This is a genomic window from Pantoea sp. Morm (genome assembly GCF_016643525.1).
Lineage (GTDB): Bacteria > Pseudomonadota > Gammaproteobacteria > Enterobacterales > Enterobacteriaceae > Pantoea > Pantoea dispersa.
The window spans coordinates 1-810 of the sequence record NZ_VOQX01000268.1; the positions used below are offsets into that span (position 1 = coordinate 1).

The 810-nt window shown below is 54.0% G+C and carries 1 protein-coding gene and 1 pseudogene; one reads left to right on the forward strand and one right to left on the reverse strand.

Translation table 11 applies throughout. From position 1 onward, the window contains the following. Positions 1-82, reverse strand: a pseudogene (locus FT726_RS27460) (hypothetical protein); the annotation flags it as partial. 248 nt (positions 83-330) lie between these two features. Between FT726_RS27460 and FT726_RS27465 the strand changes: the two are divergent. Next, a partial coding sequence (locus FT726_RS27465) for an alpha/beta fold hydrolase (RefSeq protein ID WP_346303865.1) occupies positions 331-810 on the forward strand: 480 nt, incomplete at its 3' end.

The window sequence follows — 810 nt, forward strand, 5'->3', positions numbered from 1 at the left end:
TATCAGAGGCGCTTTCACCAATGTGCTGCGTGTGGCTGGCAATATAACGGTAGAGTTCTTCGTCAACTTCAATCGTTTTCATCTTATTCCGTACAATTCTGGCAAATGACAGAACCACGCATTATTGCAACGGCCTTAGCAAAATCGAGCTGTGCAAAACGTGAGCGGGCTCTAACATAAGGATTATAAAGTTAAATCCGTGGCAGCCGATAGCGCTGGCGTCGTTTCAGGGCAAAAGTCGGAATATGCCCTAATGCCTGGCCGGCTGGCTCCTGGACAGGTGAATCCATGATACCCTAAGCCAAGGTCACAACCGTAAGAACTTTAGCCATGATTTTGAACGCCCGTCTGCAAACTGAACAATCTACCCCTGAAGCCCCCCCTATTCTGTTAATTCATGGCCTTTTTGGTAGCCTGGATAACCTTGGCGTGCTGGCACGCGGCGTACGGGATGCTCGCCCCACGTTGCAAGTGGACGTACGCAACCATGGTTTATCTGAGCGCAGTGAGGTGATGAATTATCACGCCATGGCGCAAGATATCGTGGAGACGCTGGATGCACACCAGATTGAACGCGCTGGCGTGATAGGCCACTCGATGGGCGGTAAGATCGCCATGGCACTGAGCGCTGTGGCCCCCGAGCGTATTGAGAAGATGGTGCTGATCGATATCGCGCCCGTGGATTACCAAACCCGCCGCCACGATGAAATCTTCGCCGGTATCCGCGCCGTGACAGCGGCGGGCGTGTCTCGTCGTAGCGAAGCGGCCGAGGTGATGCGCCAGCATGTCGCTGAAGAGGGGGTGATTCAG